The 15177-nt window shown below is 49.8% G+C and carries 14 protein-coding genes; 6 read left to right on the plus strand and 8 right to left on the minus strand.

Features of this window, described 5'->3' with window-relative positions:
• Positions 1-365: 365 nt before the first annotated feature.
• Positions 366-1013, minus strand: a complete 648-nt coding sequence (locus BGK46_RS08490; protein WP_069588480.1) for a HEPN domain-containing protein — start codon at positions 1011-1013, stop codon at positions 366-368.
• A 65-nt stretch (positions 1014-1078) separates the two neighbouring features.
• A complete protein-coding gene (locus BGK46_RS08495; protein WP_069588482.1) occupies positions 1079-2566 on the minus strand; it encodes a carboxypeptidase M32 in 1488 nt (495 codons plus the stop codon).
• Positions 2567-2676: 110 nt separating this feature from the next.
• Here BGK46_RS08495 and BGK46_RS08500 point away from each other — a divergent pair, with 110 nt between their 5' ends.
• Positions 2677-3249, plus strand: a complete 573-nt coding sequence (locus tag BGK46_RS08500; protein WP_069588484.1) for a gamma-glutamylcyclotransferase family protein — start codon at positions 2677-2679, stop codon at positions 3247-3249.
• A 116-nt stretch (positions 3250-3365) separates the two neighbouring features.
• Here the strand turns inward: BGK46_RS08500 and BGK46_RS08505 are convergent, their stop codons facing one another.
• On the minus strand, positions 3366-4382 hold the full coding sequence (locus BGK46_RS08505) for an OmpA family protein (protein WP_069588486.1): 1017 nt from the start codon (positions 4380-4382) through the stop codon (positions 3366-3368).
• Between the two features lie 217 nt (positions 4383-4599).
• Entirely contained in the window at positions 4600-5304 is a 705-nt protein-coding gene (locus BGK46_RS08510; RefSeq protein ID WP_069588488.1) for a DUF2786 domain-containing protein, read from the minus strand.
• 174 nt (positions 5305-5478) lie between these two features.
• Here BGK46_RS08510 and BGK46_RS08515 point away from each other — a divergent pair, with 174 nt between their 5' ends.
• The 4 genes from BGK46_RS08515 (at position 5479) to BGK46_RS08530 (ending at position 10302) form a co-directional block, all read left to right on the plus strand.
• Positions 5479-6405, plus strand: coding sequence for a hypothetical protein (locus tag BGK46_RS08515; RefSeq protein ID WP_069588490.1), 927 nt, complete (start codon positions 5479-5481; stop codon positions 6403-6405).
• A 97-nt stretch (positions 6406-6502) separates the two neighbouring features.
• The gene (locus BGK46_RS08520) at positions 6503-8902 is read left to right on the plus strand and encodes a DNA polymerase II (RefSeq protein ID WP_371440473.1); all 2400 of its coding nucleotides are present in this window, start codon (positions 6503-6505) and stop codon (positions 8900-8902) included.
• A 59-nt stretch (positions 8903-8961) separates the two neighbouring features.
• Positions 8962-9240 carry a DUF1289 domain-containing protein gene (locus BGK46_RS08525; RefSeq protein ID WP_069588494.1) on the plus strand — a complete coding sequence of 93 codons (279 nt, stop codon included), beginning with the start codon at positions 8962-8964 and terminating at the stop codon, positions 9238-9240.
• A 99-nt stretch (positions 9241-9339) separates the two neighbouring features.
• On the plus strand, positions 9340-10302 hold the full coding sequence (locus BGK46_RS08530) for an ion channel (RefSeq protein ID WP_069588496.1): 963 nt from the start codon (positions 9340-9342) through the stop codon (positions 10300-10302).
• 77 nt (positions 10303-10379) lie between these two features.
• Here the strand turns inward: BGK46_RS08530 and BGK46_RS08535 are convergent, their stop codons facing one another.
• From BGK46_RS08535 to BGK46_RS08550, 4 genes are all read right to left on the minus strand, one after another.
• On the minus strand, positions 10380-11105 hold the full coding sequence (locus BGK46_RS08535) for a complement resistance protein TraT (RefSeq protein ID WP_069588541.1): 726 nt from the start codon (positions 11103-11105) through the stop codon (positions 10380-10382).
• A gap of 222 nt (positions 11106-11327) precedes the next feature.
• Positions 11328-11606, minus strand: a complete 279-nt coding sequence (gene rplY / locus BGK46_RS08540) for a 50S ribosomal protein L25 (protein ID WP_069588543.1) — start codon at positions 11604-11606, stop codon at positions 11328-11330.
• A 143-nt stretch (positions 11607-11749) separates the two neighbouring features.
• Positions 11750-13552, minus strand: a complete 1803-nt coding sequence (locus BGK46_RS08545; protein WP_069588498.1) for a DEAD/DEAH box helicase — start codon at positions 13550-13552, stop codon at positions 11750-11752.
• A gap of 149 nt (positions 13553-13701) precedes the next feature.
• On the minus strand, positions 13702-14163 hold the full coding sequence (locus tag BGK46_RS08550; RefSeq protein WP_069588500.1) for a GNAT family N-acetyltransferase: 462 nt from the start codon (positions 14161-14163) through the stop codon (positions 13702-13704).
• Positions 14164-14450: 287 nt separating this feature from the next.
• Here BGK46_RS08550 and rsuA point away from each other — a divergent pair, with 287 nt between their 5' ends.
• Positions 14451-15146 carry a 16S rRNA pseudouridine(516) synthase RsuA gene (rsuA, locus tag BGK46_RS08555; RefSeq protein WP_069588502.1) on the plus strand — a complete coding sequence of 232 codons (696 nt, stop codon included), beginning with the start codon at positions 14451-14453 and terminating at the stop codon, positions 15144-15146.
• Positions 15147-15177: the final 31 nt, after the last annotated feature.

A 15177-nucleotide genomic window follows, 5' to 3' on the forward strand; every position in this document is an offset into this window, starting at 1 on the left:
CCTATTGTTCTCCACTGATACATACTCTCCTTCTGCCACGTCTTCTTGTTATCATGCTTGCCCCATTAATCAGTCAACTGATCTCTATTGCTTCTAATAGCATAAGACGGCTTTGCTGATCATCTGTGACCGGTTTTGAGGCGTTGATGATCTGATCCGATGCCGCTAGAGTGATAAGTTCAATGATTTAGGAAACAACGCCACTAAAAAGACGTTTCATTAAGCGTATTTATGGTCCTTTTTCGAGGCTGTGCAAATGCACTTTGTACCCAACCCCGTGTTTTAACGCTGATGAAAGGTACATATCTTAGCGTATGTACCTTGCTAATCTGGAGCAACGTATTGCAGCCAGTCAGTGTCCACTCTCACACCAACGGATACACAGGATCGCCCCAGGTGGCGGTGTTGCCGTCCATCATTATTTCGATGATCAAAGGCACTATTTTTTGCATCATACTTACGCAGTCTTTTAGCTGGGCGCGGTTGGCTTGGCTGCCGTGGGTGGCGCCGCCGTGGAGTAATTGATTGCGTAACGTATACAAACGGCTAAAAACAGCGGCTAATACTGTTGCGGTATCACTGTTTGCCAAGGCTTTGTGCGCGCGGGCTTTGGCGCTTTTACGTGCAGCTTGCCAGCTCTCTTCAGTGATATATCCAGCTTGATATTCCCAATAGGCTTGCAGGATATAATCATTATCGAGAATCACCCGGATCGGGCCTGAGAACTCTTGCCATACTAAATGGGTTAAACGTGCTTCTTTATCGAGGTGAATCAGTTTTTCTAGAAAGCCTTGATAGAGGTTTTTCTCGGTAAACTGACGTTTTTGCGCAAACTCTTGCGCATAAGCGGCGTTAAATGCAATCCACAAGAAAATAAATTGACTATCGGTATCATCCGTTTGCTCGGCTTGTTTTAGCCAGCTAAGGGCTCGGTGTACGCGAATGGATAGATTTTCAGGATAATGCTCGCGCTCTTTGCGCTGCCGCGCTTTAAGAGATTCATAGTTGGCCATTTTGTCTCCCGTCAGTAATAAGAGCTTCCAAGGCCAGCATTGCTGGCCTTGGAGCTGCTGTGAGTTTACAAATACCGCCCTTGAATATACTCGCGGAAATGGGTGGGGTTGAGGCTTTCGCCGGTGGCATCTTTGAGTAAGTTGTCGGTTGAGGTGGTGCTGGCGCGTTGCCAGATATGTTGAGACAACCAATCAAAAATCGGTGAGACATTGCCGCTGGCGATAATGCCGTCCACATCCATTTGCTGACGCATCGTTTGCATCAATTGCGCGGCATATAGTGCACCTAAGGTATAGGTCGGGAAGTAGCCAAAGCTGCCATCAGTCCAGTGGATATCTTGCATACAGCCGTTTTTATAGTTGCCAGCGGTGCTGAGGCCAAGGTATTGCTGCATGGCATGATCCCAGCGGTCAGGGATATGATCGACGTCCATTTTGCCACTGATAAGATCGCGCTCAATGTCGTAGCGCAACATGATGTGTGCAGGATAGGTGACTTCGTCGGCATCAACACGGATATAGCCGGGTGAGACACGTGTGAGCACACGGTGGAAGTTGTCTACATGGAAAGCCGGGTCGTCTTGGCGGTTAAAGGCTTGTTTGGCATGCTGACAAATCAAGGTGGCGAATGCCTCACTGCGGGCAAGCTGCATTTCACAGAACAGGCTTTGGCTCTCATGCACACCCATTGATCGCGCTTTGCCAACCGGCAAGCCGGCAAGATGTTTGGGTAGACCTTGCTCATAGCGCGCGTGCCCCGTTTCGTGGATCACGCCCATTAACGCCGAGGTAAAGTCTTGCTCGTCATAGCGGGTGGTAATGCGTACATCGGTTGGCACGCCTCCACAAAATGGATGAGTGCTGACGTCTAATCGACCATGCTCGAAGTCAAAACCCAGCAGCGCCATCATTTTCTCGCCCAAGGCTTTTTGCTGAGCCTCTGCAAACGGAGCATCGGGCAACCGTGTGGTTTGCTGGCTTTGTTTATCCACTACCGCTTGAATGGTGTCTGGTAGCCATGTTTTAAGCTCGCCAAACACTTCATCGATGCGGTCAGCGGTCATGTCTGGCTCGTAAAGATCCAGCAAAGCGTCATAGGGCGAGCAGTTTTTCTGATCGGCTCGGATGTGGGCTTCTTCGCGCGCGAGTGCCACTACTTCTTTAAGGTTTTTGGCGAAGCCGTCCCAGTCGTTATTTTGACGCTGCTGTCGCCAGGCGTGTTCACATTTTGCACCGGCCAAAGATTTGGCTTTCACTAGGGTGTCTGGGAGTACACTGGCATGTTGCCACTGACGCTTCATTTCTCGGAGGCTGGCGCGTTGGGCGTCATTGAGTCGGTCTTGCTGCTCATCCAGCGCGCTAAACCAGTCATGCAGTTCATGCGTAGTGAGTTGCTGATGGGTATAGAGTGCCAATTCCGCCATAGCGTCGGCACGGGCTTGACTGCCTCCGCTGGGCATCATGGTGGCTTGATCCCAGCCACAGATTGCGGCAAGGTGCTGAAAATGCGACAGACGTTTGAAGTGAGCTTCCAGCTTATCTAGTTGTTCCATAATCACTTTCCTTGTTTACAACGTTGCCGATATTTTGGCAACTTGGGTGAGAAAAGCAAGGCACATGCTGGCGTTCTGTAAGGTGGACCTGATAAGGAGTTATTTGGGGAATGTACTTGTTTGGCTATGGCAGTTTAATGAATCCTGCTTCGCGCGCGTTGACCGGAGAGTCAGGGTGGGCGTGTCCGGTAACCGTATCGGGGTTGCAACGCTATTGGAGCAATGTCAGTGAAGCATTGATCTCTCCGTTAGTGGTATTGGAAGGAGACGGTGCGTGCAATGGCGTCTTAGTAAAGATCGCGCCAGATGCTTTGCCTGACTTTGATCGCCGTGAGGCAGGGTATCGACGTCTTTCGCTAGACGCGTCTCGTATTGCACTGCCCAAAGGGATTGCGCTTGAAGGGCCCGTGTATGTGTATGTGGCAGAGGATCGTGTCGCGCCTGATGTGCATAAACCGATCGCGCAGTCGTACATAGATACGGTCATGGCAGGCTGCTTACGCTATTCGTCTGATTTTGCGGCTGAATTTTTACACACCACTCAGGGGTGGGATGCGGCGTATTGTAATGATCGGGCACAGCCGCGTTATCCACGCGTCGCCGGCGTGAGCGATGAAGATCGGGTGATGATTGATGATTTGATGAAAACCCATCTCGGCCAGCATCCCGCCGAAGCGGTGTAATTAGACTTACTAGCGAGCCACGTGCAACGTCATTTTGTTTAGATTGAATAAAACAAAGCCACCGCATGAACGGTGGCTTTGTTGATTAGGGGTTGTTCACCTTGTTACCAAGGGACTTATTGTACTTCGACGTAGACAAACTCAGGTGAGGTGACTTCAACGCGACGGTTTTTCGCGCGGCCGTCCACAGTGTCATTACTAGCAATTGGCGTGGACTCACCTTTACCCATCACGGTTAAACGCTCGGCATCGATGCCCGCATCAACGAATACATCTGCTACCGCTTGTGCGCGACGCTCAGACAGTTTTTGGTTGTAGGCCGCTGGGCCTTTGCTGTCGGTGTGACCGATAATGGTCGCGGTCGCTTCTTCGTGCTGGAGTAGGCGGTTGATCAATGGTTGTAATGAGGCAGCCGCTTGTGGAGAAAGGGTTGCTTCATCAAAGCCAAACAACTCGGTTTCGCCCGCTTCTGACAAGACGATGGTTTGTGGTTCCGCAACCATTTGTGGTTCTGGCTCCGGCTCAGCCATGACTGGCTCTTCAACCATAGGCTCAGGCATCGGCTCGCTGCTGGTGCGGCCGAAGTGGTAGGTCATACCCACGGTCACAAGGTTATTGTCAACACTTGAGAAGTAGCCGTCGTCCATATCATTAATGTGTTGGTATTCAAGACGTACGTTGATGTTATCGGTCGCTTGGTGATCCACACCGATCGCGCCCATCAGTGACACGTCATCGCGATCACCGGCGCTGCTGTTCCAGTTCCACCATGCGCCACCGACTTTACCGTATAACGCGGTATCCGGTTTGAGATGGTAGGCAAATTTAGGGGCCAGTGTTAACGCAGTAAGATCGCCCGCCGCGCTGAGCGTTGTGCCTGACTGGTCAAATGAGGTATCAAAACGGCCAAGGTAGTCATAGGTACCTTCTAGCGCAAACCAGTTATTGAAGTTATAACCGGTAACTACGCCTGCCGCTAGCTCTGAGTCGCCGCAGTTGGCGTCAGAGACACAGCTGTCTTCAAGGAATGAAGGACCTACACGGCCACCGAGGTATAGACCGCTATCTTGTTGTGCATAAGCCGCTGGTGCAACGGCTAAAAGTAGGCCTAGGCTTGTCACGACTTTTTTCATGCCACTGTCTCCTAAATAAGGATGATAAGGTATTATTGTTCGCATTAACTATGCGTTGTTATCCGGCCATTTTTGGAACGACCTTCACCCCTAGGCTAGATCTGGATAGTGGGTAACTCAATAGGAAAAAAGAGATTTAACCGAGATTTGACCCAACCTGACGCAACTGTCTTAAGTATGCGCCAGGCTTGACCGTTGTCGGACAATTCGAAGGGAGCTAGCGTGATTTTGTCTGACTAGTGAGACGTTTTCGTTCGCCTTGCCCGCCCACAGGGCGACTCACAGATACTTGGCGTCCTTTTTTCATGCCTTTCTCATAATCGTCGGTGATGGCGGCCATGGCGGCTTTTAGCTGTTGCTTGAAGGTTTCTCGATCAATGTTTTCGAACTCTTTGTCGATGTAGCTTTTGATCTTATCATCGCTGTCACGCGCATCGAGTTGAGGCAGTTTCTCCAGCGCCCCTTCTAGCCAGCCGATGGTAAAAGATTGCACACGGCGTGACACTTCTTGGGTGCTGGTGCCCGAACCGGCAAAACTGTTGCGGAATTGGCCGATATGCTCATTCATCTCGCGATACACCACATCAAAGGCGAATGCGGCGAATATCGCGCGATCGGCATCACCAATAAATTCTGCTTGCTTTAAGCCTTTGTAGTTGATCAGCACACACTCCACGCCAAATCGACCATTGATACCGCGAATGATCTTCAGGATCGGTTCACTTACCGATGTAGGCAGCAGGGTTTCAGAGCGCGTTTTCCCCATGCTGATAAAGTCGATATCGTCTTGGTCGAGGCCATGTTTTCGCATCAGGCGCTCAGCCATCTTAATCGCCTGCGCTGCCTCATTGACGTTCGCTGAGTTACTTAACTCAAGGCATTTGGCGATTTTTTTGAGCGCTTTGCTTTTCGGATCTGACATGCATACTTCCCGAGAACGAACAAACGCGTATTGTATCGCGTCCGTCAATAACAACAAAGCCGTGTTGATGGATCAGAAGGCTTATTGTTCGGTTCTGCATAAAGTATGGGATTGAAAGAAATATCGCGATGACGCGGTCTATGCAGAAGTAAGTGGTTATAAGGAGCCCCATTCATGGGCATGGTCAAGCAAATGAGTCTGTCGTTGCTGGTGTTAATGGTGATCACGGCCAATGGCTACCTTGTGCTGTGGAGCATGGCGGGTGGTCTGGATTCAGCGAGTTTTGTCGCGTTGTGGTTGGCTGGCGGCGCAATCATGGCATGGTTGACGGCGCGTTATCTCTCGAGCAACAAAGCGGGCGTCTGTTCCAATGCAACCTATATGTATCCTGCGCCGCCAAAACGCGCTGCGTCGCGATTGCCTGATTCACTTTTTTCGCAGCCGACTGATGTGTGGCGTATGGCCGCGAGCTTGTTGCTTGCCGTCACATCCGCCTTATTTGCATGCCGATATCTTGATTTAGGCACGCTGGCACTGATGGTAATGGCCGGCGTCCAAGGTGTGCACGGCCTGATGGCGACGGCAGAACGTAAAGGATTGCACTGGGGCGGCATGATGCTTTTGTTTGCTGGCGTGGGGTATTTATTTGCTCCCGGTATGTACGCCCCCAGTAGTTTAGGGTTGGGATTGGCACTTGTCGCTGGATTGGCGTGGCGTGACTATTGGCAGACGCTGTCTGAACACACTGAAGCGTACCCTAAACAACTCTGCATCAGTTTTCGGTTGAGTGTCTTACTGGCAATTGCACTGCTGATTTTCGCGTTGCCCGGTTTAACCGTGACGATATCTGGCGCCGTAGTAGCGATGATTGCTGGAGCCCTGACGGTGCTCGGGGTAATTTATCCTTGGCAGTGGCTTTCTACACAGGTTTCTCTGCTGTGGAAGCACACGTTATCGGTGCTGGCGGTGCTCGCCTTAGTTGGCGTAGTGTGGTTGGACGATGGTCAGATGATGAACATGCGTTTAGCCAGTGCGGCTTGTGTGGCCTTTATCGGCGTCATCTTGATGGGAGCGACGCCGCGTGAACAGGTACGCGGTTAATATTTGGCGTGATGAGCAATAAATTAAACTGTTTATCTATACAGTGCTTTTGTCGGTTTGTTACACTCTTAGTATGATTTCTTGGGTTAGATGCTAAATAGTGGCTTTATCGACGACGTCTCAACCGTATGTTCAAAAAGGGTTCGTTATTACGCGCCAACAACGTGATCGAGGCGAATCGAGTACCATCGTGCTGTGGCTCTCTACACCTGATGGTCCGGTTAAACTCTGTATTGAGAATCAACAAAGCGTCTTTTTTATCCCCCAAGAAGAGCAACAACGTGCACAAGCACTGCTTCCTTCTGTCGACCCGCACGCTTACTGCAAAACCGTCCCGTTGGCGACCTTTCAACATATTCCTTTGGTCGCCTGTTACTTCAGTACCGTCAAACGCGCCCAAGAAGGGCAACGTGTATTAAGTGGCGCCGCCATTCCACTCTATGAAGGGGATTTGCGTCTTGCGGATCGCTATCTAATGGAGCGCTATATTTGTGGCAGCTTGCTGTTTACCGGCAATGCGCGTCAGCGAGCAGGTTACCTCGAAGTGAACCAAGGTAAAGCAAAGGCGCAGGCGTATACGCCACAATTGCGCCATGTATCACTGGATATTGAATGCTCAGAAAAAGGTCAGCTGTACTCGATTGGTTTAGACAGTGACATGGATAGCCGCGTGATTATGGTCGGGGCGCCACAACCCGACGCCCCCGCATGGATAGAATGGGTTAGCGACGAAGTCGCCTTGTTATCGGCGCTTGAGCGCTGGTTTAGCACCTATGATCCCGATGTAGTGGTGGGATGGAACGTGATTGATTTTGATTTCCGTTTGCTGGTCAAGCGTGCGCAGCGTCACCAAAAGTCACTCCGTATTGGCCGCGGCGGTGAGAGTGCCTATTGGCGAGAAGGAAATGCCAATAAGTCTGGCTTTATTAGTTTGGCGGGACGTGTGGTCATTGATGGGATTGATGCGCTGAAAACAGCGACCTATGGTTTTCGCTCTTGGGCGCTTGAGTCGGTCGCGCAAACGCTGCTTGGTGAGGGAAAGGCCATCGACGATCCGCATGATCGTATGGCGTCCATCAATCGCATGTTTCATCACGATAAAGTCGCGCTCGCCACCTATAACTTGCAAGACTGCCGATTGGTTAATCGCATCTTTGCCCATACGCATTTGCTTGATTTTATGATTGAGCGCTCGCGTCTCACCGGTGTCGAGCTAGATCGGGTTGGAGGCTCTGTTGCTGCGTTTACCAACTTGTATCTCCCGCGCTTACATCGCTCGGGGTATGTGGCGCCTAATTTGGCCAGCGACGGTTGGATTGCAAGCCCTGGCGGCTATGTAATGGACTCTAAACCCGGCCTTTATCACTCGGTGTTGGTGTTGGATTTTAAGTCGCTGTACCCGTCTATTATTCGTACGTTTTTGATTGATCCGCTAGGGCTGGTTGAAGGCTTAAAGTCACAACAAACAGGCGAGGAGCACGATATTGTGCCCGGCTTTCGCGGTGGTGTGTTTCACCGAGAAAAGCATTACTTGCCGGCATTGATTGATGATTTATGGCAAGCGCGCGATCGCGCTAAAAAAGCGGGAGAAAAAGCCTTCTCACAAGCGATAAAAATCATCATGAACTCGTTTTATGGGGTGCTAGGATCGTCAGGGTGTCGTTTCTTTGATCACCGACTAGCGTCGTCGATTACGATGCGGGGGCATGAGATTATGAAAACCACTCGTGAACTGATTGAGGCACAAGGCTATGAAGTGATCTATGGCGATACAGACTCGACCTTTGTGTCCTTGGGCGGTGATAAGGCGAGTGAAGACGCCGATGCTATTGGTCAAGCGCTGGTTGAACATGTTAATAGCTGGTGGCGTCAGCACCTACAAGACACTTATGCTCTTGAATCGACGCTAGAGATTGAGTATGAAACCCATTACCAGCGTTTTTTGATGCCCACCATTCGAGGCCAAGAGACCGGTAGTAAAAAGCGATATGCAGGTCGCGTTGTGGATAGAGAATCGGGTCGCGCTGAGATCGTGTTTAAAGGCTTGGAAACGGTGAGAACCGATTGGACACCGCTTGCACAGCAATTTCAGCAACAGCTCTATCAACGCGTCTTCGATGGCGAAGAGGTGGACGAGTTTATTCGTGAGCTGGTGACCAGTACTAGCAAAGGCGAGCACGATGAGCACCTAGTATACCGTAAGCGGCTTCGTCGTCCGTTATCGGAATATCAAAAGAATGTGCCGCCCCATGTGCGCGCGGCACGCTTAGCTGATAGCGAAAATCATCAGCGTGGGCGCGCTCAGCAGTATCAACGCGGTGGCTGGATTGAATACGTGATCACCGTTAATGGCCCCGAACCCCTTGCTTATCGGCGTAGCCCGATTGATTATCAGCATTATATTGATAAGCAACTTAAGCCCATTGCCGATGGTATTTTGCCGTTTATTGGTAAAGAGTTTGATACCTTAGCCTTGCCACAATTAGGCTTGTTTTAACCAAACTTGCATTTCTGCCCAGTGCCCGCTTGAATGAATAGACGAGCAGGGAGGTAGATGTGGAACAACTGGATTTCTTCGAGGTGCCAAGTCCATGCAAAGGCATCTGCGAAGTGAACAACAAAGGCTATTGCAAGGGGTGTTTTCGCAGTCGCGAAGAACGCTTTCATTGGTTTGAATTAACCAATGAACAAAAACGCAATGTTGTTCGTCTCTGCCATCAGCGTTATGAGCGTATCATGCGTGCCAAGCGCAAACAGATGCGCGATGCTGCTCTAGATACCCAACCGATCCCGTCACAACCCTCGTTGTTTGATGATGAGGACCCCACCCAGTAAGCATTCAGCGCACCTTCTCTTTCTCGCTTTGATTTTTTCACTGGCCACGAGTGGCGCCATTACCGAGTGTTTCTAAACTTAGGTAAGGAGGGTGAGGGCATGCGCAGTGAAACTTGTTCATTTAAAAGCAGCAAAGGCTGGTGTTGCGATCAGCCAGCCGGACAGTCCGGGCGATGCTATTGGCATGATCCGGACATTGATAAGTGTGGTCATGACGTAAAAGCAGACGTGGAAAAATGGGCGGCATCAGGAAAACCGCTTGATGGCTTTCAACTTGCCCGAACCGACCTAACTGACATTGATTTAGTGAACCGAGGAAGTCGCGAAGGCTACTCGTGCCAAGGCGCGGATTTTTATCGAGCGAACATGGCTGAAGCGCATTGCTTTGGATTGGATTTACGTGGCGCCTCATTAATGAAAGCCAACTTGCTACGCGCGAATTTAAACTGTGCGCGGCTAGATGGCAGCAACTTGTTAGGCGCAGATCTGGCTCGTGCAGGGCTTGAGAATGTGGACTGGGGAAAAGAGCTCAAGCAAGAACGATTGGCCTACAAAGAGCGTGATCCGGCAAGGCGAAAATCGCTATTTCAAGAGTCCGAAGAAGTCTGCCGAAACGTGCGTAAGCAATGCGAAAAGCAGGGGTTATTTGAAGTCGCTGGGTATTTTTTTAAAAAAGAGATGCGGTTTCGGCGCTACCAAATGCCCAAGTTGAGTTTTCGACGTTGGCTTTCCAAGATTGTCGATCTCTTTTGCGGCTATGGTGAAGATCCACTGCGCGTGGTGGTATTTTCTGTTCTGGTGATTGTGTCGTGTGCGCTGGCGTATTTTGCCTTTGGCACCACACAAAGCAATCCCATCTATCCAGATGTGACTGGCTGGCAGCAGTACTTTTATGAACTATTGAACGCCGTGTATTTTAGTGTTGTCACCTTTACCACCCTCGGTTACGGTGATATATCGCCGCACGGCGTGGCGCGTTTTATTGCCGCCTTTGAAGCGTTTCTCGGCAGCTTTACGATGGCGCTATTTGTTGTCGTATTTGTCAAAAAGATGACGAGATAAAAGCGCGGTGGTGTGTACTATATAGAAATATGTTGATTAGGATAAAAGCGCGCCTCGGTGAAGCGCGCTTAGTTACCTTATAGAAGTCCACTAATTGATTGTACTAAGCCTTGCTTCAACACAGGCTCAGCCTCAGCAAACTCTAGGTTAACTTTATTGGCAGTGGAAAGAACACGTGTTTGATATCGTTTCCATTGTGTTTCTTGGGTTGATGTTACGACCTTCTTACTGTTCGTACCTTGCGCGAGTTGAGAGTCAAGCGCTTCAGTCACAACGACACCCGCAGAGGCGCGCTCTGAGATTTGTAGGTCAGTAATCATTGAATAATAAACGTCCTCGACCAACGCATTCGCAACCAAGCCAATTGCCGCACCTGCGAGAGATGTTGCTCCTCGACCGGAACCACCGCCAAATTGAGCACCAACAAGGGCGCCACCAACGGCACTTCCAAAGCCCTGAGATAGGAAGTTTTCGCTATCACGCAGATCCGCTTTACCGACTTGCAGAATATTCGCTTGGATCATGTAGTGAGCTTTATCTGGATTATCGAGGACTTTATATCCGCGGCTTTCAATGTTCGCTTTAATATCAGACTTAATATCGAGATTAGGCTTGTCGGAGGTGTTGCGGATTTGTAAGAACACGGTGCGTTTTGAAGGAGCCACTGGGTCTAAAAAGACGGTGTTACTCATTTTGGTTTGTACATCAAGGTTACGTTTTTTAACGAGAGTATTGGTCGCTGAGCAGCCCGTCAACATTAACGCCAAGGACATAAATGCAACAACAAAAATGCTTTTTTTCATGGTGGGATATAACATGTGTATTAAAAGGGAGGCTAAGTTAATCAACTTAATAGTCAAATTGGAATGCTGTTATCACGTTTATTCTTCCTTTTTTGATCTTGGTCTCCATTTATGACATTTTCGTGACATGTAAGCCTTATTTTTGCGCTATGCAACCGAATGCTCGGAATAAAAAAAAGACGCCCGAAGGCGCCTTTTATCACATCATTATTCGCAGAGGAGTTAGATGCGGATGAAGTCCATGTGTTCAACTTTTGGCTTGAACGGGTGACGTTGGATGTCTTGTGGCTTCACTTTAACTTCTTGGCCATCGATAACCAGGATGATGCCTTCGTAGAACTCAGGCTTGTCCATTTGGTTAACAACAACTGGGTGGTCAAGTGCGATAGATACAGGCTCTTGGTTACCACCGTAAACGATAGCAGGGAATTTCTTCTGATGACGCAGGCGGCGGCTCGCACCTTTACCTTTCTCTGCGCGTACTTCAGCTTCGAATTTCATCATAATCAATAACTCTCTTTTAGAGTGAAAATACAGTACTGAGCGTAGCGACCTAACTCAGTACCCAAAAACGAGCGCGGATAGTAGCACTGCTTGGGGGGTAAAACAAGCCATAACGCGCATGATGGCGCAATCACGATGCGTTAAAGGTCGGCGTCAGCGAATTGTTGACCGCGACTTTGGGCAAGCAGTGCATCAAGGCGATCTTGAGAAAGAAAGTCATCAACATCAAAAATCTTTTGGCGTAAGTGCCAAAAACGTCCTTGCTTGCGCGCGACGATAAAGTCCGGTGCCCGAAACCTGTGTTGTGCCGCTGCAATTTTGGTTGCGGCCGTATCGGTAAAGGGACGGTGTCTATCGACCAAATGAGGGCGGACAAAGCGTGCTAGCACATCCTGCTTTTGTTTCTTAGTTGCAAGCGGCCATATTTCATGAAGATCTGTTCCCTCACTGGTGTGATAGGTCACTTTCAACTGTGGTTTTTGATAACGGTTTTTTCCTGCAGTGAGTGACAGATCCACACAGGCCATCACCAGTGCGTCTTTGAGTTTAAGTGCTTCACGGAGCTTTTTATCCGGATCGACCAATGGCTTGTCACACTGATGGCAGCGCCGCGCGGCGATATCGTTATCGGCACCGCATTCATCGCAGAATTTGGCGCGAAAACGGTAACCACATATTTCGCGTTCGCCGTCGTCGTCTTCAAAGTACCCTTGGCATTGACGGCCATAATGCTCAATCAAAAAGCCATTGTCGTCGAGTTTCCCCCAAAAGCTGTTATTAAATCCACACGCAGGACAAGGGACGGTAACGAGTTCACTGTCGCTGTCTGGTTTTGGCATGCCGATTTCGGGTTGATACAAGTCGTAGACGTTACCGGCATAATCGAGGATTAAACAGTCTTTTTTCCCGGGCGAAAGGCGCAAGCCACGGCCAGCAATTTGTTGATACAAACTCACTGATTCGGTTGGACGTAAAATGGCAATCAAATCGACGTGAGGGGCATCAAACCCCGTGGTTAGAACAGAGACATTGACCAAGAATTTGAGCTGTTTTTGCTTAAAGGCTTGGATCAGCGCATCGCGTTCAGGGCCGGGTGTATCACCAATAATCAAGGCGGATTCGTGTGGCGGCAGTAGGGCGAGCACTTCCTTCGCGTGGCTGACGGTTGCGGCAAAAATCATGACGCCCTGACGCTGCTTGGCATAGGACATTACTTGCTCAATGATTTGCGGCGTCGCGCGTGGTGCATTGGCCACGACCTTCTCTAAATCGGCTTCACGATAGTAACCGTTGGCGGTGCGAGAGACTTGCGAAAAGTCGTAACTGAGAAGGGGTGCATCCAGCACATGAGCGGGGGTTAAAAATCCTTCATCGAGCAAATGGCTAATCGGCAGCTCGAAGACACAGTCACGAAAAAAGCGCGCTTCGGTGGTGCGGACTTTTCCACTGGTGTGATACTGATAAATCCAGCCTTGGCCCAGTCGATAGGGGGTTGCGGTGAGTCCCAACACTTTTAATCCGGCATTCACGTTTTGTAAATGGCTAATCACACGGCGATAACTGCTATCTTGATTGTCAGGCACGCGGTGGCACTCGTCGATAACTAGCAGCGAAAACTGATCCGCGAATGCTTCCAAGTTGCGTACCACCGATTGTACCGAGGCAAACACCACTTTTTCGTGTGATTCTTTGCGTCCCAGCCCTGCGGAGAAGATGCCTCCGGTTAGCCCATATCCTTCATACTTAGCATGATTTTGTTCCACGAGCTCTTTCACATGGGCGAGTACGAGAACGCGCCCTTTCGCGATGCGAGCAAGCTCTGCGATCACCAAGCTTTTGCCAGCACCGGTGGGGAGTACGGCGACGGCAGGCGTGCTGTGACGACGAAAATAATGAAGCACACCTTTGACGGCGTCAGACTGATACGGACGAAGGGTATACATAATAATCAGTAATCAACGTTACTCTCTGTGTGGGGGAAACCACCAAAGGTGTTGGAGGTTCGCGGTGATTGACGATGAATTTTTTCCACAAAAAACGGCCCTTTTGAGGCCGTTTAATTTTACTGACTTATGGAGCGAGGTACAGGACTTTACAGGCGCTTTGACATTATGCAGTGCTGACGGCGAGGTTGGTAATCAAATTGCTCATAAAACAAGCGGGCACCTTTATTACCAATGTTGACCTCGAGGATCACCGCGACACAGTCATGCTGCTTGGCGGTTGCTTCAACTAAGGGGATCACTTGGGAACCGACACCTTGGCGCCGCCAGTTTTGTGCGATAAAAAACTGATCAATCACGCCCACGCTGCCACCATTTTCAACGCTAAAGCTGTACACCAAGACCAAGTAGCCAATGGTCTCGCACTCGCCATTATGCTCAACATCAATCAGAAATACAGCCCCACGCTCTGGCTGTGAGAGTAGCGTTTTAAACGCCGTTTCTACAGGCTCGCGATCGAAGGGAAGCGCTTCATGCTCGTGCTGTGCCCGCGACATGGCGATTAGCGTTTCAAAAGCATTAGCGTCCGGCTGGCGAAGAGAAACAATCATAGTGTTACCTTATTTATCACTGATTAGTCGAGAGACGCCAGTATCATACCCAGTCATTGAATAGGCTCAATCGCCACAACGTGTTGCATTGGCACGATGTGACGGACTCGTCGTCTCGATAAAAAGCCTGCGTGAGGCCTTGCATCTAATTTGTGGATTGGCGATAGCATGAGACAAGTTTATGTCACGGCCGTTCAGTATGCAGGTCAATCCATTGAAACTTGATCTGTGTCTTACTGCCTATGTGACGTATAATCGCCGCAAATACAGGTGTAACGAGCAGTCACATGCGATTAGATAAGTTTTTATGTGAGACCTTAGGGGTGACGCGAAAGCAAGCCGCACGCGTTCTGAAAAGTGAAGTGATTACCGTCAACGGTGAGGTAATCAAATCTGGCGCGGTTAAAATCACCGACGATGCTGAGGTTGAGTTTGAAGGCCAGCGACTGATGCTGTCCGGGCCGCGTTACTTTATGATGCACAAACCCGCGGGTGTGGTGTGTTCCCATGAAGATGCATTCAACCCCACGGTATTTGTGCTTTTAGAAGAAGTGAATGCGGAAAAACTGCATATCGCTGGCCGATTAGACGCTGACACAACAGGCTTGTTGTTGTTAACCGACGATGGGCAGTGGTCACACCGTATCACTTCACCCAAGCATAAATGCGATAAAACCTATCGAGTATGGCTAGCGGATCCACTTACCGATGATGTCGCCGCTCAGTTTGAGCAGGGGGTTATGTTACGCGGTGAAAAAGAAGAGACCTTACCAGCGACGCTCGAAAAAGTGGATGAGTGCGAGGTGCTGCTGACTATTCAAGAAGGGAAGTACCATCAGGTGAAGCGCATGTTTGCTGCGGTGGGTAACCGTGTTGAGGCATTGCACCGTGAGTCTGTTGGGCCGTTATGCTTGGACGAATCCCTTGAGCCGGGCGAATATCGTCCATTGACCGCTGATGAAGTGGCCATGTTTATCAAATAAAAGCACGCCTTAGGCATTCCGCTATCCGCAC

The sequence above is a fragment of the Salinivibrio sp. SS2 genome, assembly GCF_001722075.1.
GTDB lineage: Bacteria > Pseudomonadota > Gammaproteobacteria > Enterobacterales > Vibrionaceae > Salinivibrio > Salinivibrio proteolyticus.

Excerpts from the sequence above, each read along its gene's own strand:
- BGK46_RS08510 (WP_069588488.1), bottom strand. The coding sequence starts at position 5,304 with ATGTCAGATCCGAAAAGCAAAGCGCTCAAAAAAATCGCCAAATGCCTT.
- BGK46_RS08535 (WP_069588541.1), bottom strand. The coding sequence starts at position 11,105 with ATGAAAAAAAGCATTTTTGTTGTTGCATTTATGTCCTTGGCGTTAATG.
- BGK46_RS08545 (WP_069588498.1), bottom strand. The coding sequence starts at position 13,552 with ATGTATACCCTTCGTCCGTATCAGTCTGACGCCGTCAAAGGTGTGCTT.
- BGK46_RS08495 (WP_069588482.1), bottom strand. The coding sequence starts at position 2,566 with ATGGAACAACTAGATAAGCTGGAAGCTCACTTCAAACGTCTGTCGCAT.
- BGK46_RS08500 (WP_069588484.1), top strand. The coding sequence starts at position 2,677 with ATGTACTTGTTTGGCTATGGCAGTTTAATGAATCCTGCTTCGCGCGCG.
- BGK46_RS08530 (WP_069588496.1), top strand. The coding sequence starts at position 9,340 with ATGCGCAGTGAAACTTGTTCATTTAAAAGCAGCAAAGGCTGGTGTTGC.
- BGK46_RS08505 (WP_069588486.1), bottom strand. The coding sequence starts at position 4,382 with ATGAAAAAAGTCGTGACAAGCCTAGGCCTACTTTTAGCCGTTGCACCA.
- BGK46_RS08550 (WP_069588500.1), bottom strand. The coding sequence starts at position 14,163 with ATGATTGTTTCTCTTCGCCAGCCGGACGCTAATGCTTTTGAAACGCTA.
- rplY (WP_069588543.1), bottom strand. The coding sequence starts at position 11,606 with ATGAAATTCGAAGCTGAAGTACGCGCAGAGAAAGGTAAAGGTGCGAGC.
- BGK46_RS08515 (WP_069588490.1), top strand. The coding sequence starts at position 5,479 with ATGGGCATGGTCAAGCAAATGAGTCTGTCGTTGCTGGTGTTAATGGTG.
- BGK46_RS08490 (WP_069588480.1), bottom strand. The coding sequence starts at position 1,013 with ATGGCCAACTATGAATCTCTTAAAGCGCGGCAGCGCAAAGAGCGCGAG.
- rsuA (WP_069588502.1), top strand. The coding sequence starts at position 14,451 with ATGCGATTAGATAAGTTTTTATGTGAGACCTTAGGGGTGACGCGAAAG.